The organism is Agrobacterium albertimagni AOL15, from assembly GCF_000300855.1.
Classification (GTDB): domain Bacteria; phylum Pseudomonadota; class Alphaproteobacteria; order Rhizobiales; family Rhizobiaceae; genus Allorhizobium; species Allorhizobium albertimagni.
Map to the genome: position 1 here is coordinate 165,656 of NZ_ALJF01000004.1, position 21,678 is coordinate 187,333.

At 62.9% G+C, this 21,678-nt stretch carries 21 protein-coding genes; 8 read left to right on the top strand and 13 right to left on the bottom strand.

The window, feature by feature from the left end:
• The first annotated feature begins 123 nt into the window (after nucleotides 1-123).
• Nucleotides 124-897 (top strand): tetratricopeptide repeat protein, encoded by a 774-nt coding sequence (locus QWE_RS05595; protein WP_420804544.1) that lies wholly within the window; start codon nucleotides 124-126, stop codon nucleotides 895-897.
• A gap of 4 nt (nucleotides 898-901) precedes the next feature.
• Here QWE_RS05595 and QWE_RS05600 read toward each other — a convergent pair whose 3' ends face one another.
• Nucleotides 902-1,489 carry an IMPACT family protein gene (locus QWE_RS05600; protein WP_006725121.1) on the bottom strand — a complete coding sequence of 196 codons (588 nt, stop codon included), beginning with the start codon at nucleotides 1,487-1,489 and terminating at the stop codon, nucleotides 902-904.
• A 10-nt stretch (nucleotides 1,490-1,499) separates the two neighbouring features.
• Nucleotides 1,500-1,892, bottom strand: a complete 393-nt coding sequence (locus tag QWE_RS05605) for a hypothetical protein (RefSeq protein ID WP_006725122.1) — start codon at nucleotides 1,890-1,892, stop codon at nucleotides 1,500-1,502.
• 254 nt (nucleotides 1,893-2,146) lie between these two features.
• On the opposite strand from QWE_RS05605, the gene QWE_RS05610 reads away from it, so the two are divergent.
• A complete protein-coding gene (locus QWE_RS05610) occupies nucleotides 2,147-5,209 on the top strand; it encodes a DNA translocase FtsK (RefSeq protein ID WP_006725123.1) in 3,063 nt (1,020 codons plus the stop codon).
• Nucleotides 5,210-5,371: 162 nt separating this feature from the next.
• Nucleotides 5,372-5,881, top strand: coding sequence for a ferritin-like domain-containing protein (locus QWE_RS05615; RefSeq protein ID WP_006725124.1), 510 nt, complete (start codon nucleotides 5,372-5,374; stop codon nucleotides 5,879-5,881).
• 90 nt (nucleotides 5,882-5,971) lie between these two features.
• Here the strand turns inward: QWE_RS05615 and QWE_RS05620 are convergent, their stop codons facing one another.
• Entirely contained in the window at nucleotides 5,972-6,427 is a 456-nt protein-coding gene (locus tag QWE_RS05620; protein ID WP_006725125.1) for a hypothetical protein, read from the bottom strand.
• A gap of 130 nt (nucleotides 6,428-6,557) precedes the next feature.
• Between QWE_RS05620 and QWE_RS05625 the strand changes: the two genes are divergently transcribed.
• Nucleotides 6,558-7,550: a YihY/virulence factor BrkB family protein gene (locus QWE_RS05625; protein ID WP_006725126.1), complete on the top strand. Its 993-nt coding sequence runs from the start codon at nucleotides 6,558-6,560 to the stop codon at nucleotides 7,548-7,550.
• 77 nt (nucleotides 7,551-7,627) lie between these two features.
• On the opposite strand, the gene ngg is transcribed toward QWE_RS05625, so the two are convergent.
• The 10 genes from ngg to QWE_RS05675 all read right to left on the bottom strand — a co-directional run bounded on the left by ngg (nucleotide 7,628) and on the right by QWE_RS05675 (nucleotide 17,946).
• On the bottom strand, nucleotides 7,628-9,433 hold the full coding sequence (gene ngg, locus QWE_RS05630) for an N-acetylglutaminylglutamine synthetase (RefSeq protein ID WP_006725127.1): 1,806 nt from the start codon (nucleotides 9,431-9,433) through the stop codon (nucleotides 7,628-7,630).
• A 1-nt stretch (nucleotide 9,434) separates the two neighbouring features.
• Nucleotides 9,435-11,210 (bottom strand): N-acetylglutaminylglutamine amidotransferase, encoded by a 1,776-nt coding sequence (locus QWE_RS05635; RefSeq protein WP_006725128.1) that lies wholly within the window; start codon nucleotides 11,208-11,210, stop codon nucleotides 9,435-9,437.
• A gap of 173 nt (nucleotides 11,211-11,383) precedes the next feature.
• Nucleotides 11,384-12,796, bottom strand: a complete 1,413-nt coding sequence (locus QWE_RS05640) for a PepSY-associated TM helix domain-containing protein (protein ID WP_006725129.1) — start codon at nucleotides 12,794-12,796, stop codon at nucleotides 11,384-11,386.
• A 28-nt stretch (nucleotides 12,797-12,824) separates the two neighbouring features.
• A complete protein-coding gene (locus QWE_RS05645) occupies nucleotides 12,825-13,505 on the bottom strand; it encodes a Crp/Fnr family transcriptional regulator (protein ID WP_006725130.1) in 681 nt (226 codons plus the stop codon).
• A 96-nt stretch (nucleotides 13,506-13,601) separates the two neighbouring features.
• Nucleotides 13,602-13,994, bottom strand: coding sequence for a hypothetical protein (locus tag QWE_RS05650; RefSeq protein WP_006725131.1), 393 nt, complete (start codon nucleotides 13,992-13,994; stop codon nucleotides 13,602-13,604).
• A 137-nt stretch (nucleotides 13,995-14,131) separates the two neighbouring features.
• The gene (locus QWE_RS05655; protein ID WP_006725132.1) at nucleotides 14,132-15,118 is read right to left on the bottom strand and encodes a GlxA family transcriptional regulator; all 987 of its coding nucleotides are present in this window, start codon (nucleotides 15,116-15,118) and stop codon (nucleotides 14,132-14,134) included.
• A 171-nt stretch (nucleotides 15,119-15,289) separates the two neighbouring features.
• On the bottom strand, nucleotides 15,290-16,447 hold the full coding sequence (locus tag QWE_RS05660) for an osmoprotectant NAGGN system M42 family peptidase (protein WP_006725133.1): 1,158 nt from the start codon (nucleotides 16,445-16,447) through the stop codon (nucleotides 15,290-15,292).
• A 96-nt stretch (nucleotides 16,448-16,543) separates the two neighbouring features.
• Entirely contained in the window at nucleotides 16,544-16,753 is a 210-nt protein-coding gene (locus QWE_RS05665) for a hypervirulence associated TUDOR domain-containing protein (RefSeq protein ID WP_006725134.1), read from the bottom strand.
• A 42-nt stretch (nucleotides 16,754-16,795) separates the two neighbouring features.
• On the bottom strand, nucleotides 16,796-17,098 hold the full coding sequence (locus tag QWE_RS05670; RefSeq protein WP_006725135.1) for a hypothetical protein: 303 nt from the start codon (nucleotides 17,096-17,098) through the stop codon (nucleotides 16,796-16,798).
• Nucleotides 17,099-17,247: 149 nt separating this feature from the next.
• Nucleotides 17,248-17,946 (bottom strand): FadR/GntR family transcriptional regulator, encoded by a 699-nt coding sequence (locus QWE_RS05675; RefSeq protein ID WP_006725136.1) that lies wholly within the window; start codon nucleotides 17,944-17,946, stop codon nucleotides 17,248-17,250.
• A 154-nt stretch (nucleotides 17,947-18,100) separates the two neighbouring features.
• Here QWE_RS05675 and QWE_RS05680 point away from each other — a divergent pair, with 154 nt between their 5' ends.
• From QWE_RS05680 to QWE_RS05695, 4 genes are all read left to right on the top strand, one after another.
• The gene (locus tag QWE_RS05680) at nucleotides 18,101-18,895 is read left to right on the top strand and encodes an ABC transporter substrate-binding protein (protein ID WP_006725137.1); all 795 of its coding nucleotides are present in this window, start codon (nucleotides 18,101-18,103) and stop codon (nucleotides 18,893-18,895) included.
• 61 nt (nucleotides 18,896-18,956) lie between these two features.
• Complete coding sequence (locus QWE_RS05685) at nucleotides 18,957-19,628, top strand: amino acid ABC transporter permease (protein WP_006725138.1); 672 nt, start codon at nucleotides 18,957-18,959, stop codon at nucleotides 19,626-19,628.
• Nucleotides 19,628-20,377: an amino acid ABC transporter ATP-binding protein gene (locus tag QWE_RS05690; RefSeq protein ID WP_006725139.1), complete on the top strand. Its 750-nt coding sequence runs from the start codon at nucleotides 19,628-19,630 to the stop codon at nucleotides 20,375-20,377. Before QWE_RS05685 ends, QWE_RS05690 begins: the two co-directional genes overlap by 1 nt.
• A gap of 29 nt (nucleotides 20,378-20,406) precedes the next feature.
• Complete coding sequence (locus QWE_RS05695; RefSeq protein ID WP_006725140.1) at nucleotides 20,407-21,678, top strand: cysteine desulfurase-like protein; 1,272 nt, start codon at nucleotides 20,407-20,409, stop codon at nucleotides 21,676-21,678.

The window sequence follows — 21,678 nt, forward strand, 5'->3', positions numbered from 1 at the left end:
ATTATTGCTTGAGTGGAGGTTGCGCCGCCCGACAAAGGCGCGGCGGCGGGGACTAGCTAACTCGGGACGATCACCATGCGCATGCGAATTCCAGGCTCGGCAAACCATCTGCGGATCGTGGCCATGACAGGTCTGGTGATGGCGGCGATGACGCTCACCGGCTGCGGCTCGGCGAAGAAGGAGCTGACCACCGGCTCGATCCCCAAGGCAAGTCAGCAACTCGATTCGCTCAGCGGTCCGCAACTCAACCAAGCAGTGGAGGGCATTGGCCAGGCCTATGCTCGCAACCCGCGAGACCGGAATGTCGGGCTTTCCTATGCCAATGGACTGATGATGACCGGCCGCAACACGCAGGCGCTTGCCGTCATGCAGCAGGTGGCGATCGCGCATCCAAATGATCGCGAAGTGCTCTCCGCGCTTGGCAAGGCGCAGGCGGCGGCGGGGCAACTGGAAAAGGCACTAGGAACCATTCAACGGGCGCAGACGCCCGACCGGCCCGACTGGCGGCTCTATTCGGCGGAAGGTGCTGTGCTCGACCAGCTCGGCCGTTCCAGCGAGGCGCGCTCGCGTTACCGCATGGCGCTGCAGATGCAGCCGAACGATCCAAGCGTGCTGTCGAACATGGGCATGTCCTTCGTGCTTTCCGGCGACCTAAAGACGGCCGAGGACTATCTGCGCCAGGCGTCGCAGCAGCCCCGTGCAGACAGCAGGGTTCGCCAGAACCTCGCGCTGGTGGTTGGCCTTCAGGGCCGGTTCCAAGAGGCAGAACAGCTGGCGGCCCAGGAGCTCGATCCGCAGCAGGCGGCGGCCAATCTGCAATATCTGCGCGGCATGCTCGCCCAGCAGAATTCCTGGAAGCAGCTTTCCAGCCAGGACATGCCGAAAAAGAAGAGCTGAGGCTTTAGTCCGGAAAGACGAGGCTCGAGCGGCCGCTGGTGAGATCGCGCACCAGCCGGATCGCCTGATCCTCATCGCCCTGCCTCAGTGTGACCGTGAGATCGACACCCTCTGCCGTGAAGCTTTCGACGAAGGTGAGGTGCGGGATCGCGGCGAGCCGTGATTTCACGAGGGCGAGGTCCGAGAAGTTCACCGATGATTCGCCCGTCACCATCGGGATGATCTCGCGCTTGCCGGCGACCCGCAGCATCTGGGCTGCCGTTCCGCCATAGGCACGCATCAGCCCGCCACTGCCAAGCAAGATGCCACCGAAGAAGCGGGTCACGACCACGACGACACCATCGAGATCCTGACCATCGATGGCCTGGAGGATGGGCTTGCCGGCCGTGCCCGAGGGCTCACCGTCATCGGAGAAACGATAGGCCTGACCGATGCGCCAGGCCCAGCAATTGTGGTTGGCCGCGGGATCGGAGACCGCGGCGAGGAAGGCTTTCGCTTCCTCTTCACTTGCAATCGGGGCGGCCTGGGCGATGAAGCGGCTTTTCTTTATGTCCTGAACGAACTCAACCGGCGCGACGAGGGTGAACGGCATCGCCTAATCCTCAGCCGTCCGCTTCGTGGGCGGCGAGCCATTCGGCAAGCGCTGCGATCACGGAGAGGCGCAAGGCGGCTTTCATGGCGAGCGCACGGGTAAGCGAGGCGTCGCGGCTGGAGAAGCCGAGTTCGGCCATGACGCCGGAGGGCGAGAGTTTTCGAGCGCGCATGACCGCCTCGACCCGCTCGATCGTCGATGGCAGCAGGTAACGGCCATTGGCAATGAGGGCTGCGGCATCGTCGGGAATCGGTTCGGTAGCGGACGAAACGGGCGAGACGGATGCGCGGGCCCGCAGCTCTGCGGCGACCAGATCCAGAAAGGCCTGGCGATCCTCGGGACCTGTTGCTGTCCATGCCTTCAGGAGCTTCTTCAGGGGACTGGGCTTCTCTTTCTTCGACATGACCGGCTTTCTGTTCGTCCCCGTCCATAGCCCGAGCCGAGACATGGTGCGAGAAAAAAACTTGGGGGGCCGCATCTTCCGGCAAGGGGCGAAATTCGGCTTTGGCAACAGCGGCATCGGGGGCGAAACGGCCCGATTCAGACCCTTCATGCATTAGAAATTTCTGCCGGACGGAAAGCGGTCGTTAACCTTTATTTTCTACTCAGATAGCTCAGTTTTCGCGTTCTTGTATCCCGCCAGCGTTCAGGTTTCCGATGCACCCTCCCCGTTCAAATTCCGCGTATCAGCTCAATCAGTTAGGGGACAACAAGGGTGAAGGTGCCGATCAGTCGGCGGCCGACCAGATCGAGGGGCGTGAGGAAACGCCGGTTTGGCAGAAGGCCTTCGTTCTGGGTCCCAATGTGCGGTTCACCCGTACGCCCGACCGCGTGTCAGGCAAGGCCGAGCCGACGCCGGCGCCCGCTCCCCAGCCGAGCGCGCTGCCTGCACGGACAGTCACTCCACAGCCGGCAATGCCGCAGGCGCCGACACGGCAGGCCTATCAGCCGACACGCCAGCCAGTGGCCCCTGCCCCGGCCAAGCCCGCCTCGTCTGCCACGAGCAGCGTCCCCTATGCCGGATTGCCGTGCACGGGCGCGTCCGTCCCTGCACCGAAGCCCCAAGTGCCGCGTATGCCGGCTTCCGTGACCTTGCCGCAACCACCAGATGCCGTGGGCGCCCGCGCGCTCACCTACAAGCTTCGCCGGGAGCTCGCCCGCCAGCAGGCCGAACAAGCCACTTGGGAAGCATCGATGGCGGATGGCGCATCGCCACACGAGATCGGCCCTGCCTCGCAGCCCGCGCAGCCGGCACCCCTGGTTCAGGGCATGCGCAGCGTGCTGGCCAGCACGCAGGCCGCGACCGTCGGGACGAGTGTTCGTCTGGCGACCGAGGCCCATGTGCCGCCACATCTGCAGCGGTCGCTCGCCCAGCAGGCCGAAGCCGCGCGGCTTGCCGCCCAGCAGGCAGCTCCCGCCGCGCGTGCGCCCATGGTGCGCAATGCGTTTCTGCGGACACCGCCGGCGACAGCGACACCTGAGCCGGTTGCGGCCCCGGTTGCTGCCTCAGCACCTGTACAGCCGGTTGTCACGGCTCCGGCCGGAACGCCGCCAGTCTCGTCCGGCTTTATCGCATGGGCGCAGATGACCAATCCGTCACCAATGCAGCCCGGGGCAGTGACTGCCGTCGCGCCTGTGGCGGCCGAACCCAAAGCGCAGGCTGAACGCCTGCCGATCGCAGCGCTGCTGTCGGATCACATCTTCTTCGAGGCGATGATCGCGCCGGTGGATGCTCCATTGGAAATCGAAATGGCGCGTCCGGCGATTGCGCAACCTGTCTCACAGGCTCGCAAGCCGGCGGCTCCGCAGCCGGTTCGAGCCGCGGCAGTGCCGGCAGCTCAGGCCGTTTCACCCGTTCGCGCCGAAGTCGTGCGCTATCGCCCGGATGGCATCTCTGCGCCAGCGCAGCCGCTCGCCATCGCAGTGCGCAAGCCGGTGTTCGAGGCAACCCCGGGCTCGGTCGTCGCGCTCTATCGGGAAGTCGCATATCGCGAGGTTTCAGCTCCGTCCTATGCATTGCAGCAGGCACAGGCAGCGGCGAGCGAAACCGTTGCCCCACTTGAGGCCGTTTCTCCGGCGCCGCTTCAGGCAAACCATTCGTCGCTTGCTCCAATGTCCGCCGCCCTCCCACGCCAGCCCCTTTTCAAAGCGCAGGAGGCGCTCGGCGAAGGCGAATACGAGTTGCCGTATATCGACTTCCTGCAGATGCCGCCGGTGCAAACGGGCGTCACGATGACGGCAGAGGCACTAGAACAGAGCGCCGGGCTTCTGGAAAGCGTGCTGGAAGATTTCGGCATCAAAGGCGAAGTGATCGACGTGCGTCCCGGCCCCGTCGTCACGCTCTACGAATTCGAGCCGGCGCCGGGGGTCAAGTCCTCGCGCGTCATCGGTCTCTCCGACGATATCGCCCGCTCGATGTCGGCACTGTCGGCGCGTGTCGCCGTTGTCCCCGGCCGCAACGTGATCGGCATCGAGCTGCCGAACCCGGTGCGCGAGACGGTCTATCTGCGCGAGCTGATCGAGACGCCCGATTACGCCGAGACGCGCTACAAGCTGCCGGTCTGCCTCGGCAAGACCATCGGTGGCGAGCCGGTGATCGCGGAGCTTGCGAAGATGCCGCATCTGCTCGTTGCCGGCACCACGGGTTCGGGCAAATCGGTGGCGATCAACACGATGATCCTGTCGCTGCTCTACCGGTTCAGGCCGGACGAATGCCGGTTGATCATGGTCGACCCGAAGATGCTGGAGCTTTCCGTATATGACGGCATCCCGCATCTCTTGACCCCTGTCGTCACCGATCCGAAGAAGGCCGTCATGGCGCTGAAGTGGGCGGTGCGCGAGATGGAAGACCGCTATCGCAAGATGAGCCGCCTCGGCGTGCGCAATATCGACGGCTACAATGCCCGTGCAGCCCAGGCCCGCGAGAAGGGCGAGACGATCACCGTTTCCGTCCAGACCGGCTTTGACCGGCAGAGCGGCGAGATCGTCTATGAGGAGCAGGAGCTCGACCTCTCGCCGATGCCCTACATCGTCGTCGTGGTCGACGAGATGGCCGACCTGATGATGGTGGCCGGCAAGGAGATCGAAGGCGCGATCCAGCGGCTGGCGCAGATGGCGCGTGCGGCGGGCATCCACCTGATCATGGCGACGCAGCGTCCGTCGGTCGATGTCATCACCGGCACGATCAAGGCAAACTTCCCGACGCGCGTCTCCTTCCAGGTAACGTCCAAGATCGACAGCCGCACCATTCTCGGTGAGCCGGGCGCCGAACATCTGCTCGGCCAGGGCGACATGCTGCACATGGTCGGCGGCGGACGCATTGCCCGCGTGCACGGTCCCTTCGTTTCCGACGAGGAAGTCGAGAAGGTTGTCGCGCATCTGAAGATGCAGGGCCGTCCTGATTATCTGGGCACCGTCACCGAGGATGCCGATGAGGTTGAGGAAGAGCCGGAAGAAGACACCGCCGTCTTCGACAAGGGCGCCATGGCCGAAGAGGACGGCAATGACCTCTACGACAAGGCGGTCAAGGTGGTGCTGCGCGACAAGAAGTGCTCGACCTCCTATATCCAGCGCCGCCTCTCGATCGGCTACAACAAGGCCGCTTCGCTGGTGGAGCGCATGGAGCAGGAGGGCATCGTCGGTGCCGCCAACCATGTCGGCAAGCGGGCGATCATCGTCGGCGGACGAGAGGTGAATCCTGAAGGCGACTTCGAAGGCTGATCAAGACCGGCCAACGGTCCAGACATTCGGCCGCAGACTATTGCTAGTCGAGGCACGCCCTGCTGGGCGTGCCTTTTCCTTGACTGCTCCTGCATCTCGACCATGGGGAACCCTTCCGGAGGCCTGCAGTTCGGAGGCGGTCAGATCAAGGAGACAAAGACAATGGCAGAAGACAGACGTTCGCTCTTCGTTACCGGCCTGCGCAATGCGCATGCGATGGAAAACCAGGCAATCTCGATCATCAAGCCACAGCTTTCCCGGATCGAGAACTATCCGCAGGTGGCACGGCGACTGGAACAGCATCTGCAGGAGACCGAAGCGCAGTTAAAGCGGCTCGAGGACATCCTCGCCAGCCTCGACGAGGATCACTCGACCATCAAGGACTGGATGCTCTCGGCGGGCGGCAGCATGGCCGCGCTCAGCCACGCCATGGCAGGCGACGAGATCCTGAAGAATTCCTTCGCCAACCAGGCTTTCGAGAATTACGAGATCGCCGCGTATAATTCGCTCATGGTCATGGCGGAGATGGGTGGCTTCCAGGGCGCAACCAACGGTCTGCAGCAGAACCTCGCGGAAGAAGAGAACATGGCTCAGTGGCTGCGGGACAATCTGCGTGAGGTCACAATGGAATTTGTCTCGCGCGAAGAGGCGGGTGAACGCGCCAAGGTCTAACGCCCGTTCGTTTTCGAAAACGAAAAAAGGCGGAAGCGGGCTTAGCTCGCTTCCGCCTGCGCTACCGGGATCGCAGCAGCCTTGCGTCGATCAGATCTGCACGGGGCGGATCGTATCGATGCCGATCTCGCCTTCGATGAGGCCGCGGGTGAGACCCTGCCTGTCCCGCGCGATTTCAATGACCGTGTAGAGTTTCTCCGAGCGGAAGGCGCTTGCCATGCCGGTCGTGACGTCCTCGGCAGGCTTGGCGTCGATTTCCATATAGTCCAGTTCCTGCGAGGCCGCGACGAGGCGAGCATCGCCCGTTGACCGGGCAGCCACGGTCACGACACCATGGCTGGGGGCATTGTCCCAACGCGGATCGTCCGGCGCGGCGATGGGTTCCAGTCGGTAGATGTTGAGAAGTTCGCCATGCAGCGACATTCCATGTTCCGCGGCGGCGGCGTCCGACCGGCGCGCGGCCGCTTCGACGGGCTGCGCCAGATGAGGATCAATGTCCTCTCGCGCATCGTTCTTCGGCACTTCGTGATCGTTGTTGTCGGACATGGTCTTCTCCCTGTGAAACACTCTGATATCCAACCGATCTCGGCCTGATACGGTTCCGCCCTGCTTCCCGCGCCTCGAGATGGAACATGGCAGCCTGCGGACCAGTTTCCCTGACAACAAGGAGCCCGACATGCCGCCAGTGACCCCTTCATCCCCACCCCTCACCGCTTCCCATGTCCGTGACGACCGGGGACGGGATGCGCGCAGCCCCGGCGACATTCCGGTGCGGGGTCTGTGGGACGTGTCGCTCAGGGTCCTGTCGCGGCTGACATCCGACCGGGTGATGCTGGCCGCGGCTGGTGTGTCCTTCTATGTGATGCTGTCTTTGTTTCCAGGTCTTGCAGCCTTGGTCTCGCTTTATGGCCTGATTGCGGACCCGACCACGATCGCCGGACGGCTGGATTTCCTCTCCGAACTGCTGCCCGCCGATGGGGTCGCGATGATCCTCGGGCAGTTGCAGGCGCTGGCGGACGAAAACGACAGCACCTTGAGCACCGGTTTTCTCGTCGGTCTCGGCGTTTCGCTGTTCAGCGCCCGCAACGGCATGGTCGCGCTCTTCGAGGCAATGAACATTGCCTATCAGGAGCCGGAGAAACGCGGTTTCGTCCACACCACGCTGCTCGCCATCGCCTTTACGCTCGGTGCCATGGCCATTCTCGCCGTTATCGTCACGGCGCTGGCGATCCTGCCGCTGATCATGTCCGTGGTTTTCATCTCCGAACGGGCCGAGATGATCGTGGGATTGATTCGCTGGCCGATCCTGATCGGCGTTATCTGGCTCGGGACCGTAATGATCTATCGCTACGGGCCGAGCCGCGAGAATGCCCAGCTTCGATGGCTGACCTGGGGCACGCTGCTGAGCACGCTTATCTGGATGATCATGTCGCTCGGCTTCACCTTCTATCTGGAGAATTTCGCCGACTTCAACGCGACCTATGGCGCGCTCGGCACCTTTATCGGCTTCATGTTCTGGGCCTGGCTATCGGTGGTGATCCTGATTGTCGGGGCGATGCTGAATGCCGAGCTCGAGCATCAGACGGCCGAGGATACGACGACCGGGCCGGCTCAGCCGATGGGTCAGCGGGGCGCGCATGTCGCCGACACACTCGGCGAATCGCAGTAACGGCAATCGATACTTGTGAAAGAGGGGCGGCATCGGAATGCCGCCCCTCTTTCGTAAACTCTGTTTCACACTTGTGGTTAGGCGTTGCGGCGCTCGCGGGCGCGGCTGCCGGGAAACAAGAGCTGGATGAAGCTCTCGGCCGTCGGTTGTGGCTCGTGATTGGCAAGGCCGGGCCGCTCATTGGCTTCAATGAAGACATAATCTGGTTCGGCTGGATCCCGGACCATGAAATCGATGCCGACGACCGGGATCTTGATCGCCTTGGCGATCCGGCAGGCGGCATCGACGAGATCGGGATGTGCCTGGGCCGTGACGTCGTGGATCGTGCCGCCGGTATGGAGATTGGCGGCCTTGCGCACAGTGATCTCACGCCCCTCTTCCAGCACGCTGTCGAGATCGAGCTCCTGTTCGGCGAGGCAACGCTTCGTTTCGGCATCGACAGGGATGCGGCTTTCGCCGCCGGTTGCGGCAGCGCGTCGGCGGGACTGCTGTTCAATCAGCTTGCGGATCGGCGAGCGGCCATCGCCGACCACACGCGGTGGACGGCGGACGGCGGCGGCAACGAGCTTGTAGTCGATGACCACAAGGCGCAGGTCCTCGCCTTCGAAACAGGCTTCCAGGAGAACCCGGTCGCAGACCTGGCGGGCCTGGCGGATGGCGGCCTGCAGGGCATCCATCGAGGAGATGCCGACCGAGATGCCCCTGCCCTGTTCGCCCCGCGCGGGCTTTACCACCAGCTTGCCGTGCTTTTCGAGGAAGGCCTGCTTGTCGGCATCCGGGGCATCGGCTGAGAGCTGTTCCGGCACGCTGAGACCGGCTGCCTCGGCGAAGCGGCGGGTGACGGCCTTGTCGTCGCAGATCGACATGGCTACCGATGAGGTGAGATCCGAGAGGCTTTCGCGGCAGTGAATGCTTCGGCCGCCATGGCTCAACCGGAAGAAGCCGCCTTCGGGATCGGTCACCTCGACATGGATGCCGCGGCGGAGCGCCTCGTCAACGATCAGGCGGGCGTAGGGGTTAAGCGCTTCGTAGCCTTCGACCGGCTGGGCAAAGAACTTCTCGTTGATGGCGTTCTTGCGCTTGACGGCAAAGAGCGGCACGCGGCGGAAGCCGAGCTTCTCATAGAGACCGATCGCCTTGTCGTTGTCGTGCAGGACGGAGAGGTCGAGATAGGCCAGGCCCCGGGCCTGGAAATGTTCGGCGAGGATGCGCACAAGGCCCTCGCCGATGCCCGGCTGGCGGGCTTGCGGGTGAACGGCGAGGCACCACAGCGAAGCGCCGCGCTCCGGGTCGTCGAACAGGCGATGATGGTCGATGCCGGTGACCGTTCCGACGATCTCGCCGGTCAGATCGTCCTGTGCGACGAAATAGGTGACCGGGCGGTTGTCTCGCTCGCCGGTGACGAAGTCCTCGCGCACCTGGACCATGCCGCAGCTGGCATAGACCGCATTGATGCCCGCCGCATCGCTTTCGGAGGAAAAGCGCCTGAAGGTCACGCCCTTCGGGCGACGACCGCCGGCGCGATAGGTGGAAAGATCGAGCCTAAAGGTATGGGACGGATCGAGGAAGATCTCCTGCGGCGCCTGGGCGAGCAGGACATGGGGATCTCCGACATGAAAGGCGATGTCGCGGGTGTCGGGCGCTTCTTCGCGGAGCGCTTCGAGGAGGTCGGGATAGGCGTCGAAGCTCGGCGTAAAAAGAAGCCGCCCCCAGCCGCAATCCAGCGCGACGTTGCGGTTGCGCGCATCGGGTTCGCAGGCACGACTGGTCGCTCCCTGACTGCCGCCGCCGGGGGTGCGGAGCCGGGTCAACCGGTGTGACAGGGCATTGCCGCGACGGGCCTTGCGCGGCTGGGTGGCGGGCTTCTTCTCTGCCTTGCTCACGTCAGTTCTCCTGGGCCTGCAACCACATTTCGAGAAGGCCGATCTGCCAGAGCTCGGAGCCCTGCAGCGGGGTGATATGCGAGGCGGGATCGGCCACCAGACGGTCGATGTAGTCCTGGCGGAAGAGGCCACGTTCGCGGGCAGCCTGGGACGACAGGGCGTCACGGAGCATGTCGAGATAGGGACCGGCGATGTATTTCAGCTGGGGGACCGGGAAGTAGCCCTTCTTGCGGTCGATGACCTCTGACGGGATGACCTTGCGTGCGACATCCTTGAGGATGCCCTTGCCACCGTCCCGCAGCTTCTCCTCAGGGGGAATGCGGGCGGCGAGTTCGACCAGTTCGTGATCGAGGAAGGGCACGCGGGCTTCCAGGCCCCAGGCCATGGTCATGTTGTCGACGCGCTTGACCGGGTCGTCGACGAGCATGACATTGCTGTCGAGGCGGAGTGCCTGGTCGACCGGACTATCGGCACCGGAGCGCAGCAGATGTTCGCGCAGCAAGTCGCCGCTCACATCGCTGCCGGCGATCCAGCGATCCTGCAGCTGGGTTGCGAGCGTTTCATGCGATCGATCGCGGAAGGCACGGCCGTAGTCGCCGACGACATTGGTGGAGCCGACCAGCGGCGGGTACCAGTGATACCCGCCGAAGACCTCGTCGGCGCCCTGGCCGGACTGGACCACCTTGATGTGTTTCGAGACTTCCTTCGACAGAAGGTAGAAGCCGACATTGTCATAGGAGACCATGGGCTCCGACATGGCGGCAATCGTGCCGGGCAGCGCACCCATCAGATCGGCCGAGGGGACGAAGATCTTGTGGTGGTCGGTGCCGAAGCGTTTGGCGATGAGGTCGGAATAGACGAATTCGTCGCCCTTCTCGCCATTGGCTTCCTCGAAGCCGACGGAGAAGCTCATCAGGCCTGTCTGGCCGGCTTCCGCCAGAAGGCCGACGATCAGGCTGGAATCGACACCACCTGACAGCAGGACGCCGACGGGGACATCGGCAATCATCCGACGCTTGACGGCAAGACGCAGCGCATCGAGCAGTTGCTGCTGCCAGTCCTCGCGGCTCATGCCGAAATCTTCGGATCGACGCGTATAGGCGGGGTCCCAGTAGCGCTTGTCCTCGAAACTGCCATCGGGCTGGTAGACCCGGATCGTTGCCGGCGGCAGCTTGCGCACGCCCTTGTAGATCGTCCGCGGCGGCGGCACGACGGCGTGGAAGGTCATATAGTGGTGAAGCGCGGTCACATCGATCGCGGTGTCGACCCCGCCTGCCTTGACGAGGGCGGGAAGCGAGGACGCGAAGCGCAGACCACCCGAGACTTCGGCGAGATACAGCGGCTTGATGCCAAAGCGGTCTCGCGCCATGACGACGCGGCCGGTGTCGCGCTCATGGATGACGAAGGCGAACATGCCGTGGAAGCGGGATACGCAGTCCGTGCCCCAGGCATGCCAAGCCTTCAGGATGACCTCGGTGTCGCCATCGGAGAAGAATCGGTAGCCCTTGGCTTCCAATTCGCTGCGCAGTTCACGGAAGTTATAGATACAGCCGTTGAAGACGAGCGAAAGGCCGAGATCGGGATCGACCATCGGCTGCTGGGATTTGTCGGAAAGGTCGAGGATGCGCAATCGTCGATGGCCAAGCCCGACATTGCCCCTCACCATCACGCCGGCCGAATCCGGCCCTCGTGGGGCCAGAACATCCGCCATGATCGAAACTGCCGCTACCGACGGCGATGCGCCATCGAATCTCACTTCTCCACAAATGCCACACATGAACCGGGCTGAAACCTCCGTTGAAAGACCAAACGAAAAGGTGCCGGCAAACCGTTCTTCGGTTTACCGGACACATGATTTGCAAATGGTCGAGAGGTTCCATTGTTCCATTCTTTTTTCGGAACATGGCAGGCGCTTGCTCGGCGCCCCGCTTTTGGGGCGCCGAAATTCGATCAACTCAGGGCCTTTTTCAGCGGAGCGATGTGGCGAAAGACGAGGAGGTCGAGGAGGAGGACTGCCAGGAGGACGACGCCGGTAAGCGGGAACAGAAGTGCTGTCGCCAGCATCACAAAGGCGCCGGTCTTCCAGAGCGGTCCATGCTCGCCAACGGTCGGGGCCATGAGACGGGCCGCGCCCTTCGGCCGGCGCTTCCACCACATGACGAAGCCGCTGACCGAGAGGAAGATGACCGACAAACAGACGATATTGACCAGGACCAGGTTCCAGAGGCCCATATCGCCCTCGTGGAAGGCGACACCAGCGGCCATGGCCTTGCCGGCTGCGCCGTAGTCGTTGAAGCCGACATCGGCGAGGATACGTCCGGTATACTGGTCGACATGCACGGTCCGATCGTCAAGCGGATTGGCGCCGTCATTGCTCATCGTGTCACGCGAAATGGTCCAGACGGCCGTCTCATCGCCAGGGAAAGCCAGCTGGAAACGCTGATCGAAACCGATGATGCGGGCGAGCGAGACGACGGCGTCGAGCGTGACGGGCTGGCCTTCGGGCGTGCCGGTGACACCCGCCTGCGAGCCGGAGGCGGGCATCGGGGTCTGTTCCAGCGTCCACGGCACCTGTTTCACGCCGCCATGGTTCATGCTGGCATGGGTCTTGTCGGAGAGGGGGACATTGTCCCATTTCTCCGCCGGGAACGTGCTCCAGGCCTGGGTGAATTTCTCGCCCCAGACGCCGGCCCAGGTCAGGCCCGACAGCAGGAAGACGACGAGAAAGAGCGAGGCATAAAAGCCGATGGTCAGATGCAGCGACTTCCACAGCTGGCGACCTTTGGCAGAGAGCTGCGGGACGAGCACGGAGCCGAGGCCGCGGCCATCTCGCGGCCACCAGAGATAAAGGCCGGTGACGACGAGGACGATGCCGAAGCCGGCCGCAATCTCGATCAGGCGGTCACCAAACGTGCCGATCAGCAACGTGCCATGGACGTTGTCGGCGAGATCGTAGAGGCCGGTGCGCCGGTCCCAATGACCGAGGACTTCGGCACGGTAGGGGTCGACCGCGACCATATAGGAGGCGTCGCCCAGGTTGATCCGAAAGAGGGCGGCCTGTTCGGGCGTGCGCGGGGCGATGTACTGGATGATCTGGCCGGGGATTTCTAGGGTCGCGGCTCCCGCCTGCTCCGAGACAGAGGAAATGGCGGCCTGCGGCTCGACGGTATAGGTCTTCTCACCGTCACGACCGAACAAGGTCGCCGTCCACAGCATCATCAGGCCGGTGACGGCAAGCATGATCATGAAAGGCGCGACATAGAGGCCGGCATAGAAGTGCCAGCGCCAGGCGGTGATATAGAAGCGGCGCGACAGGACGGGGCTGTCTGCTTTTGTCGGAGAGAGATCGGAAACGGTTGTCATTCTGGGTCTCAGTTGGTTTGGAGGAGGATCAGTGGGACAGGGAGCGTTCACCGGCGGCGATGCCGGAAAGCTGTTGCGGTTCAAGGACGGTCACGAGATCGCCATGCCTGATGTCGATGAGGCCCGCCTTTTTCAGGCGGGAGATGCAGCGGCTGACTGTTTCGAGGGTCAGGCCGAGCCAATCGGCGAGATCGCCGCGTGTCGGATAGAGATGAAAGGTCACGGCGCCCCGCTTGCCGTGGCGCGCCGGACGACCGAACTGAAGGGCAAGGTCGATCAGGGCCGAGGCGACCCGTTCGGGTGCGGTCTTGCGCCCAAGCAGCATGACGAGGCTTTGCGAACGGGCCAGCATTTCGCTGAGCGCCAGATCACGCTCGCCCTCAGCCAAGCTTTCTGACATGGCCTCCAGCCGGGTGAAGCCGAGGGTTTCGGCGGAATAGCGGTTCTGATCGCCGAAGCCGAGGCCGATCAGGCGACCGGGACCGACCAGATCGATGATCTGGCGTCTGCCATCCGAGAGGGTTTGAACGGTTGCGACACAGCCGTCGATGACGCGGTATTGCGGTGCGCGGGCGAGGCCTTCGAGGAAAATTACCGTTCTTGGCGCCAGAAGCGGCCCGGCGAGCGGGGCCTGCCTGACTTCAGGGACCTGGACACTTGGCGACGGAAACGGAGGCGTCGCCCCGCGTTTAGCGAGCATTTGCAGCATGACAGACATCCGATTTTGACCGGAGCTGCGGATACTGCAGGCTCACAGGTCTGACGATACGAAGGACCGACGCAACGCGTCGGCTACGACAGTCGATCAGACGGTGACTGGGGGTGCGCGGGGATGGCTGGCGGGTGGGAACAGCTGGCGGTAATGCGCTTCGACCGGCTGCGGCAGGGTAGCCGCGGCGATGAGAGGGAGGCGAATGCCGACAGCATCCGCAGGCTTGGGCAAAAGCACCGAGGCGGAGATGCGGCAGGCTTCGCAATCGGAGGACATCGCATGCGGTTTGCCCTTGCCGTCCTCTGTGGGCAGGCAGAGCTCGGGCAGGGTGCCGTCGGGAAGCGTGAGGGCGGCGATTTCCTGCGGAGAGAGCTGCGGTGTGGATGGAACGGCAGGGCGATGCGCGAGGCCGAGCAAGACCAGCGCGATGACGCAGATCATGCGTATCGCCCGGTCAAAACTCAACTCAATGCCCCGTTCGGCCATTCTATCCCCCGACAGATGTCTGCTGGATAGCACTGGCCAAGCCGGCTCACAAGCGGGCGACAAGAGCCTTCGCGTCGCAGGCAGCAGACCTAAAAAAGGCAGCGCTAAAGCAGCTGGTGCGCGAGCGCCGATCGCGGTCAAACAGCCGGATGGCTGCGCATCTGGCCCGGCGTCCTGCCATAGGTGCCCTTGAAGACACGGGTGAAATGGGAGGTGTTCTGGAAGCCGACCTGAAGGGCGATATCGATCAGCGACGCATTGGTCTGGGTGACCAGCATCTTGGCGCGTTCCATGCGGAGCTTGGTGTAGATGCGGGCGGGCGAGACATCGATCTTCTGGGCGAAGAGGCGCTCGAGTTGCCGTCGGGACAGGCCGACCGAGCGAGCGAGTTGATCGATGGTCAGTTCGTTTTCGAGGCTCTGCTCCATCAGGATCAGAACCGCCTTCACACGGGGGTCGTCGCATTCGATGGTGAGTGGCCGACGGACCTGGATGTCCCTGTTGGTACGGGCCTTCTCGATCTGCAGGACTTCGAGAGCATTGCGCTCGGCATCATGGCCGAGATACTGGCGAACGATGAAGGCTGCGAGATCGGCGGAACTGCTGCCGCCGGCACAGGAGCCGCGGCGACGGTCGAGATTGAAGAGACGATCGGAGCGGACCTCGTGATCGGGAAAGCGGTCGCGGAACTGCTGGTAGTGGAGCCAGCTGACGCAGGTCTGATGGTTCTTCATCAGACCCGCTTCCGCCAGGATGAAGGTTCCCGTGCAAAGGCCGATCAACGGCACCTTCTGGGCATCGGCTCTTTTCAGGAAAGCGATCGTCTGGTCGTCCACGGCGGCCTGGCGCCCGAGAAGGCCGCCGACGACGACGATGTAGTCAAAGCGGCTCGGATCAACGAAGTCGCTGGTCGGTGCGACCTGCACACCGCAGCTGGAACTGATCAGGTGACGCGTGCTGCCGAGTACCTGCCAATCGGCAAGCACTCGGCCCGAACGATCATATTCGTCGCTTGCTAGACGGATCGTGTCGATGAAGAGCGCGAAAGCGGACAAAGTGAAGGAACGCGACAGCACGAAGCCGATCTTCAGCCGCGGCCTTTTCGTTGCCTCGTCGCCCGACATTGTCTCACTCTCCGCAGCTTCGACGCATTCGCCATTCCGAACGCTAGCAGTGGGAAACAATCGCCGCAATCGGATGTCAAGCCATGCGCAAAACTTCGCAACAATCGTGCCTCAAATGCGGCTCCAACTGCGGCGATCCGCGACGCGGGCAGATGGCTCGACGTGCCGGAATTATGGTTCGTCGGGTTCGTTTGCTCGAAGCACCTGCTCGGCCGGCGCCACCTTCTGGCGCGTGAAGCCGCGCAGGCCGGACACCTCTTCGGAATCGCGCTCGATCTGGACTTCGCTGGCGGCGTAGTGAACCACCAGCTTGGCGACCGAGATCAGCGCATGAAGATGGATGCGCTCGTAGCCATGGGAGGCATCGACGCCGAAGGCCAGAAGCGCCGTGCGCACGTCATGGCCGGCCTCCACTGCCGAGGCGGCATCGGAGCGATAGTAGCGGAAGACATCCTTCTGTACGCGAATGCCATGTTCGCCGCAGAGTTCGAAGAGCTTCTTGGACAGATGATAGTCGAAGGGGCCGGTCTGGTCGGCCATGGCAAGCGTCACGCCGAATTCGTCGGAAGCCTGGCCGGGGGCGGTGGTGCCATTGTCGATGGCGACCAGAGAGGCGATCTCCGGCACGAGCGCGGCTGAAGCGCCGACGCCGACTTCTTCTCCGATGGTGAACAGCCAATAGGTATCGACCGGTGTCTCGATTTCCTGCCGCTGCATCGCCTCGAGTGCTGCCAGCATGATGGCGACACCGGCCTTGTCATCGAGATGACGCGAGACGATGAAGCCGTTGTCGAGAAACTCCGGCTGCGGATCGATCGCAACGATGTCACCGATATCGATGCCCAGCTGTACGATGTCCTTGCGGTCACGCGCCAGGGCGTCGATGCGCATTTCAATGTGCCGCCAGCCTGTCGGCTGTGTGTCGACCTCATCGTTGAAGGTATGCCCGGATGCCTTCAAGGGCAGGATAGAGCCGCGGTAAATGCCCTTGGTCGAAAAGATCGAGGCGCGGGCGCCTTCGGCGAAGCGGGCAGACCAGTGGCCGATGGAGACCAGCTCCAGACGTCCATTGTCTTTCAGCGCTTTCACCTGGGCGCCGAGGGTGTCGAGGTGGGAGACGATGCCACGGGCAGGCCTGTCGGCGGCTCCCGGTCGACGGGCGCGGATCGCCCCTCTGCGGGTCAGCTTGACCTCAAGTCCAAGACGTTCCAGTTCGCGGGCGGTGTGCCGGACGGCCTCATCGGTGAAGCCTGTCGGGCTCGGAATGGCGAGCAATGCCTTCAGCCGAGACCTGAGATAATCCGGGTCAATATCGATCGGTGTATGCATTCGAGCCTTGTCGCAGTCCTTGGCCAATGGGTCAACACCGGGGCGCGATTGCCGATTCGGAGGCCGGACCAAGAGCGGAGCCTCCACCGCCTTCCATCAAGCCTTGTGGAGGGCATCCGGCTTGTGCGCGGCGCGATTGCCGGTCTTTGCGCTTTCGACGATGTATTGCGGATCGGATTTGGACGCCTTGACCGGGTGATCCTTAATCTTCGTCGGGCTCGTCTGCTTCTTCACCACCTTGCCTTCGGTCTTGCCCTGGCTGGTCTTCCATTCGACCTTGTCGCCCTTGTGAAAAATCTTGGTCATGTCGGTTCTCCCTGGTCCTGTTGGCTTCGGCCTGCGTCGATTTCAGGTGAGCTTGTCCTTCACCCAGTCGCGCCCGGCATCACCGCCCCACAGGAGCCAGGCGATGTAACCCGCCGACGGGTTTTCATCGTCGCCGAAATTCTTGGCGCGCTTGTCGACCTTGTGGCGGGCGAAATAGCTTTTCATGCGCTTGAGCGTGTCTTCGCTCAGGTTGCGTCGGTTCTTAAGGTCCCGTGCGCGGGCGACACCGACTGCGGTTCCGCCGCGCTTGAACTTCTCGCGCAGTTCCAGACCTCGGGCTGCTTCCTCGGCCATGGCGGTTGTCGGCTTGAAGGTGTCGGTCATGGGGTCCTTCCTCGGTCGGGGCAGGACAACACGGCGCCGCTCAACCCTTGGGCATGTGCGCTGCCAATTGCCGTCCGAGCGATGAACGGGAAAGGGATCCGACAGGTTCCCACCGGGCGAGTCGGCTCGGGATAGAACTGGGTGGCCGCCTACGGCTCGAGGCCGGCGCAGCGCGCGGTGTTGCGAATATGGGTTTCCATTTCCAGCTTGGCGCGCGCGCCGTCGTTGGACCGCAGGGCAAGGATGATCCTGCGGTGTTCCGCGATGGATTCCCGCATGCGTTCGGGATCGGTGATCGGGATCGGCTGGCGCTGCGTTTCCGTCACAAGGTCGCGGACGGTCTGATAAAGCGCTTTCAGCATGGCATTCGAGCAGGCCGAGACGATCAGCCCGTGAAATTCGAGGTCAGCCTCGACATTGGCCAGCAGATCCTGATTGGCCCAGCACTCTTCCATGGTGCGCGTCGCCTGCTCCATCTTGTCGAGCTGCAGCTGTGTGAGGCGGCCGGCCGCCAGGCGGGCGATCTCGCCTTCCAGCAGGATGCGGGTCTGGAAGACATCGAAGACCGAATGGCTGTCGGAGTAGCGCCAGGGGGCCATGTGACCGGTGGCAGCGGAGGCTGGCGTGGCAGGACTTGCGACGAAGGTGCCCCTGCCCGCCTCCGTCTTCAACAGACCGAGTGTTTCCAGCGTCAGCAGGGCTTCTCGCAGCGAGGCGCGGCTGATGCCGAACTTTTGGGAAAACTCCCGCTGCGAAGGGATCTTTTCGCCGGGCTTCAACTGCCCGGACTGGATCATGCCCTGGATCTCACGTGCTACCGATTGCGGCACGAGCGTCTTGTTGAACATGCGGTCCCTTCCCCGGCGGCGTGCTTCTCAGCGCAATCTATTTTTTTCGGCATCCCCTTGCCAAGCGGAAAGCCGCATGCTTGCTTGGCCTGACTGGTCTGACCAGTTAGACCAATGTAGATTGAGTCATGTTCAAAAAACAAGGGGAACTCTCATGACACGCTCCAACACATTCAAGGCAACCATGCTTGCGGGCCTCATCGCCGCGTTTTCAACCGGCGCTCAGGCGGCAGACCTCACCGTCGGCGCCAATATCGGCAACGTACCCTGGGAATTCGAAGACGCCAGCGGCAAGGTCACGGGCTTCGAGGTCGATCTCGTCAACGAAATCGCCAAACGCCTCGGCAAGACGGTCGAATTCGTCAACACGCCGTTCAACGGCCTCTTCCCGGCCGTGCAGTCGGGCCGCATCAACATGGCGATCTCGTCGATCACCATCACCGAAAAGCGCCTGGAATCGGTGTCCTTCGCGCAGCCTTATTACGACAGCGACCAGTCGCTGACCGTGACTGCCGCCTCCGGCATTACGGGTCTCAAGGACATGGGCGAAAAGGTCGTCGGCGTCGACACCGGCTCGACCGGCGACATGTGGTCCGAGGCCAACAAGGGCGAATATAAACTCGGCGAGATCCGCCGCTTCGAGGGCCTGCAGCCCGCGATGCTCGACCTGGTTGCCGGTCGCATCGATGGCTATATCTCCGACATCCCGGCGCTTCTTTATTACGTCAAGGACAAGCCGGAATTGAAGGTGGTCGAGCGCATCCCGACCGGCGAGAAATACTCGATCATGTTCAACAAGGACGATCCGCTCGCAACGGAAGTCAATGCCGTGATCACCACGCTCAAGCAGGAAGGCTTCATCGCCCAGTTGCACGAGACCTGGTTCGGCGCCAAGGCCGAGGACACGACCTCGACGGTCACCGTACTCGACATGCCCAAGGGCAAGTAACCTGTGATGCATCCGGCGGGACCGATACGTTCCGCCGGTTCACCAAGGGAGCCGATGCGGCATGACACTCCTCAATACCTTCTTCAATCTGCAGGTCCTCGCGGACAGCCTGCCGGCCCTCCTCTGGGGTCTGGTAGTGACCCTGCAGATCGGCGTGACCAGCATTCTGGTCGGCCTTGCCGGCGGACTGTTTCTCGCCGTCGCCCGCCTTTACGCACCGAATTTCTTCAAGCTTTTGATCCGCGTCTACATCGACATTTTCCGCTCGATCCCGCTTCTGGTCCTGCTGATCGTCGTTTATTACGCGCTGCCCTTCGTCGGCATCCGGCTTTCGCCGTTTCTCTCTGCAGTCACGGCACTGTCACTGGTGTCCGCCGCCTATACCGCCGAGATCTTCCGCGCCGGTATCGAGGCAATCCCGCATGGCCAGTTCGAGGCGTCGGCTGCACTCGGTCTTTCCAATCGTCATACGATGATCGACGTGATCCTGCCCCAGGCGATCCGCATCGTCATTCCGCCGCTCACCAATAACTGCATCAACGTGATGAAGGATACGGCTCTCGCTTCCGTTGTCGCTATGCCGGATCTTCTGAAACAGGCGACCCAGGCCCAGGCGCTCGCCGCCAATCCGACACCGCTTATCGGGGCGGCATTGATCTACATTGCCCTGCTCTGGCCGATGGTCGCCGTCGTCTCGCGTCTCGAGAAACATTTCAGCCGGGGGAAACGCTGATGACCGGAACTACTTCCCCGCTCATTTCCATCCGCGGGCTCACCAAGGCCTATGGCACCTTCACCGTTTTGCACGACATCGACCTCGACATTGCCGAAGGCGAAGTGGTCTGCGTGATCGGCCCGTCGGGCTCCGGCAAGTCGACGCTGATCCGCTGCATCAACCATCTCGAAGCCTTTGCACCGGAAAGCCGTATCACCGTCGATGGCATCCGCGTCGAGCCGGGCCCGGCGCTCGCCAAGGTGCGCGCTGAGGTTGGCATGGTGTTCCAGTCCTTCAACCTCTTCCCGCACATGACGGTTCTCAAGAACGTCATGCTCGCGCCAATGCGGGTGCGGGGCACGCCCGAGGCGGAAGCAGAACGCAAGGCGCGCGAACTACTCGCCCGTGTCGGCATATCTGAGCAGGCGGAGAAATTTCCCGGGCAATTGTCCGGCGGCCAGCAACAGCGCGTGGCGATTGCAAGGGCTCTCGCCATGGAGCCGCGCGTTCTGCTCTTCGACGAGCCGACATCGGCGCTCGATCCGGAAATGGTCGGCGAAGTGCTCGACGTGATGCGCAAGCTTGCAGGCTCCGGCGTCACCATGATTGTGGTGACACACGAGATGGGCTTTGCCCGTCAGGTCGCGGATCGGGTGATCTTCATGGATGGCGGCCGCCTCGTGGAAAGCGGCGCGCCTGAGGATATCTTCGACACCCCCCAACACGAACGGACGCGCGGCTTCCTGCGCGCAGTCCTCAACCACTGAAAAAAGAAAAGACCGGAGGACACCCCGCCATGCCAGCCTCTTCCACCAAGCCGCTCGATCTCGATTATGTGCGCAGCCAGTTCCCGGGGCTTGCCCGCGGCTGGACCTTCTTCGACAATGCGGGCGGCTCACAGATCCTGAAGGGCGCAGTCGAGCGCATAAACACCTTCCTCTTTGAGAAGAACGTGCAGATCGGCGGCTCCTACGAGGTATCGCAGGCGGCAGCCGCAGCCCTCCAGGAGGCGCGCACGGCGGCCATGCATCTGGTCAATGCCAGCCGCCCAGAAGAGATCGTCTTCGGCAATTCGACGACCGCGTTGTTGCAGAACCTCGCGCGCGCGATGCATAGCCAGCTATCGGCAGGCGACGAGATCATCATCACGATTGCGGACCACGAATCCAATATCGGCCCCTGGGACCGACTGCAGGAGCGTGGCGTGGTGCTGAAGATATGGCCGCTGAACAAGGAGACTTTGACGCTGGATCTCGCCGATCTCGGCCCGTTGATGACCGAACGCACGAAACTCGTCTGCGTGACCCATTGCTCGAACCTGCTGGGCTCGATCAACCCGATCCGCGAGATCGCCGATTTCGTGCATGCCCGCGGCGCCAAGATCTGCGTCGATGCGGTTGCATACGCACCCCACCGGGCCGTCGACGTTCAGGCTTTCGACGTCGACTACTATGTCTTCAGCCTCTACAAGACCTATGGTCCGCATTACGCCCTCATGTATGGCAAATACGACCTGCTTCTCGAGCTCGACCCGATCTACCACTACTTTTACGGCAAGGACAAAGTGCCGGGCAAGCTGGAGCCGGGCAACCCCAATTACGAGCTCGCCTATTCCACCTGCGGCATCGTCGACTACCTCGTGAGCCTTGGCGAACAGGCCGGCGAAACCGGCAGCGTGCGCCGGAAAATCGAGGCCGCCTATGCGGCGATCACGGCGCAGGAGGATGCCCTGACCGACCGTCTGCTCACCTATCTGCGCTCGCGCAACGACTGCATGATCGTCGGCCAGTCAGCCAATCACGAGAGCCGCCGGGTGCCGACCATCGCCTTCCGCTTCGACGGTCGCGAGGCCGGCGAGATGTGCAGGGCGATGGACGCAGAAAAGATCGCGATGCGCTTCGGCGATTTTCACTCGCGCCGGCTCGCCGAATATCTCGGCCTGACGGATCATGGCGGCATGCTGCGCGTCTCGATGGTGCATTACAACACCCTGGAGGAAGTGGACCGCTTCACGGCAGCGCTTGACCGGATCCTGGCCGGACAGGCCGGGTTTGCGAAAGCAAGCTGA

Excerpts from the sequence above, each read along its gene's own strand:
- QWE_RS05595 (WP_420804544.1), top strand. The coding sequence starts at position 124 with ATGACAGGTCTGGTGATGGCGGCGATGACGCTCACCGGCTGCGGCTCG.
- QWE_RS05600 (WP_006725121.1), bottom strand. The coding sequence starts at position 1,489 with ATGCCGTTCACCCTCGTCGCGCCGGTTGAGTTCGTTCAGGACATAAAG.
- QWE_RS05605 (WP_006725122.1), bottom strand. The coding sequence starts at position 1,892 with ATGTCGAAGAAAGAGAAGCCCAGTCCCCTGAAGAAGCTCCTGAAGGCA.
- QWE_RS05610 (WP_006725123.1), top strand. The coding sequence starts at position 2,147 with ATGCACCCTCCCCGTTCAAATTCCGCGTATCAGCTCAATCAGTTAGGG.
- QWE_RS05615 (WP_006725124.1), top strand. The coding sequence starts at position 5,372 with ATGGCAGAAGACAGACGTTCGCTCTTCGTTACCGGCCTGCGCAATGCG.
- QWE_RS05620 (WP_006725125.1), bottom strand. The coding sequence starts at position 6,427 with ATGTCCGACAACAACGATCACGAAGTGCCGAAGAACGATGCGCGAGAG.
- QWE_RS05625 (WP_006725126.1), top strand. The coding sequence starts at position 6,558 with ATGCCGCCAGTGACCCCTTCATCCCCACCCCTCACCGCTTCCCATGTC.
- QWE_RS05635 (WP_006725128.1), bottom strand. The coding sequence starts at position 11,210 with ATGTGTGGCATTTGTGGAGAAGTGAGATTCGATGGCGCATCGCCGTCG.
- QWE_RS05640 (WP_006725129.1), bottom strand. The coding sequence starts at position 12,796 with ATGACAACCGTTTCCGATCTCTCTCCGACAAAAGCAGACAGCCCCGTC.
- QWE_RS05645 (WP_006725130.1), bottom strand. The coding sequence starts at position 13,505 with ATGCTGCAAATGCTCGCTAAACGCGGGGCGACGCCTCCGTTTCCGTCG.
- QWE_RS05650 (WP_006725131.1), bottom strand. The coding sequence starts at position 13,994 with ATGGCCGAACGGGGCATTGAGTTGAGTTTTGACCGGGCGATACGCATG.
- QWE_RS05655 (WP_006725132.1), bottom strand. The coding sequence starts at position 15,118 with ATGTCGGGCGACGAGGCAACGAAAAGGCCGCGGCTGAAGATCGGCTTC.
- QWE_RS05660 (WP_006725133.1), bottom strand. The coding sequence starts at position 16,447 with ATGCATACACCGATCGATATTGACCCGGATTATCTCAGGTCTCGGCTG.
- QWE_RS05665 (WP_006725134.1), bottom strand. The coding sequence starts at position 16,753 with ATGACCAAGATTTTTCACAAGGGCGACAAGGTCGAATGGAAGACCAGC.
- QWE_RS05670 (WP_006725135.1), bottom strand. The coding sequence starts at position 17,098 with ATGACCGACACCTTCAAGCCGACAACCGCCATGGCCGAGGAAGCAGCC.
- QWE_RS05675 (WP_006725136.1), bottom strand. The coding sequence starts at position 17,946 with ATGTTCAACAAGACGCTCGTGCCGCAATCGGTAGCACGTGAGATCCAG.
- QWE_RS05680 (WP_006725137.1), top strand. The coding sequence starts at position 18,101 with ATGACACGCTCCAACACATTCAAGGCAACCATGCTTGCGGGCCTCATC.
- QWE_RS05685 (WP_006725138.1), top strand. The coding sequence starts at position 18,957 with ATGACACTCCTCAATACCTTCTTCAATCTGCAGGTCCTCGCGGACAGC.
- QWE_RS05690 (WP_006725139.1), top strand. The coding sequence starts at position 19,628 with ATGACCGGAACTACTTCCCCGCTCATTTCCATCCGCGGGCTCACCAAG.
- QWE_RS05695 (WP_006725140.1), top strand. The coding sequence starts at position 20,407 with ATGCCAGCCTCTTCCACCAAGCCGCTCGATCTCGATTATGTGCGCAGC.